A 1634-nucleotide genomic window follows, 5' to 3' on the forward strand; every position below is an offset into this window, starting at 1 on the left:
TCTGAAGTTACAGGAATCATTCCTTGTGTTGGTTCAACCTGCAAGAGGTTTGCTGGAAGGCCAACGTTAACAGACTTAATAGAAATACCAGCTTTCTCTTCCGCCTGTGTGATTGCGGATTTGATTGCTGAAGCAGCTGCTTCAATATCAACAATAATTCCGTCTTTTACACCTTTACTTTTGGCATTGCTAACACCAATTACATTTACTTCACCATCTCTATGCTCAGCTACTAGCACTTTAATCGAGCTAGTTCCGATATCTAAGCCTGTAAAAAAACCATCTCTAGTCATTACATCGCATCCTCTCTGTCTTCCAAGTTTCTCACTTCTATTTAATAACTATGTTTGGGCATAGCTATTCAAAGAATATTATAACACAAAAAATCCAATCGTGCTTAGTTTTTGATAAAATTCCTGCATGTTTTTTGAGAAAATTCTAGAAAAATTCTTCTTCTAAGAGATTATTTGAAGTTAACGTTCACAATTTCCTTTCTGTTTCTTAAAAATCCAAAAAAGAGAAGATCATTTTAGATCTTCTCTTGAATAAATTCTTCCGATTTTTGTTGTAAAAAATTTTCTACTAATTTCCCTGTTAAGCGAATTGCTATCACGATAACAGTCGAAACAATGAGATAATTTAAGGGCTGGCCAAAACTTCCAACAAGTGGTGGTTTGTTTAAAAATCCATAATCTCCACCTACAACTAAGTTAACAACCCATATCAAGCCATTTAAGGCGAAGGTAATCACCGCCACATTCTTCAAATCAAGAAGGGAAGGTTGATAGTTTCTAAACAAGTATAGGAGCGCATTTCCTAAAAGGGCAACATGTCCGATAATGAAGGACAAAATGGTCACGTGTGGAAATGGGTAGGGATCAAAAAGTGGGTAAGCTAGTGCTGCTGTTGCTCCAAAAGTTCCTAAAAGGGCGAAGTACTGTTTGTACTTGGATGTTCCTGGAATCAAGAGCATCACAAACATGGCGATACGGCAATGATAGAAGGGTAAACTTTCTGATAGGGGCATGAGATTGCCCCAATACCAGCTATACAAAACAATCAGTTGAACAGACTGAAGGATCTGAATAAAACGCTGGTAAGCTACTTTGTCGCGAAAACGATAAGAAGCATAGAAAGTAAGAGCCAATAAACATAACAAACCAATGTACCAGTGAAGTTCAAACTGGGGCGGTTCTGATATCTGTGTGGTAAATAATTTATCCCACAAATTCATATTCTATTCCTCGTTCATCTAGCTAGAGGCAGTAAAAAATTCACTTTCTCCAGCTTTTAAATTTTTTGAAAAAACTTGATTCTATGACATGCATAGAACACTTGCGTCTTAAATTCGCAACCTATTATATCATTTGTATTGCAGAAATGCACTGATTTGAAATCTACATTTTCATATGAAAATCACTAAACTACATTAGATTTTCTACCAACTTGGCTAGATTCATGGAGTTAGAGCCTTTGAGCAAGATTTGGTCATTGGCACCGAGTCTTTCCTTGACCTGCTTGACTAGGTCTTCAAATTGGTCCTCGTCAGCTGTTTTCTTGAAGTAGAAAACGTGACCTATTGGGAACATTTGACTAGCAAGTTGGCTTAATTCGGCAATGTCTTCTCCATAGAA

At 37.0% G+C, this 1634-nt stretch carries 1 protein-coding gene and 2 pseudogenes; all 3 read right to left on the reverse strand.

Annotated elements, in window-relative coordinates; translation table 11 throughout:
* A pseudogene (locus tag GMD1S_RS07535) lies at positions 1 to 293 on the reverse strand (cell division protein FtsA); the annotation flags it as partial.
* A gap of 236 nt (positions 294 to 529) precedes the next feature.
* On the reverse strand, positions 530 to 1234 hold the full coding sequence (locus GMD1S_RS07540) for a YwaF family protein (RefSeq protein WP_001055268.1): 705 nt from the start codon (positions 1232 to 1234) through the stop codon (positions 530 to 532).
* A 190-nt stretch (positions 1235 to 1424) separates the two neighbouring features.
* A pseudogene (locus GMD1S_RS07545) lies at positions 1425 to 1634 on the reverse strand (UDP-N-acetylmuramoyl-tripeptide--D-alanyl-D-alanine ligase); the annotation flags it as partial.

It is taken from the genome of Streptococcus sp. GMD1S, from assembly GCF_000296875.1.
Classification (GTDB): domain Bacteria; phylum Bacillota; class Bacilli; order Lactobacillales; family Streptococcaceae; genus Streptococcus.

Excerpts from the sequence above, each read along its gene's own strand:
- GMD1S_RS07540 (WP_001055268.1), bottom strand. The coding sequence starts at position 1,234 with ATGAATTTGTGGGATAAATTATTTACCACACAGATATCAGAACCGCCC.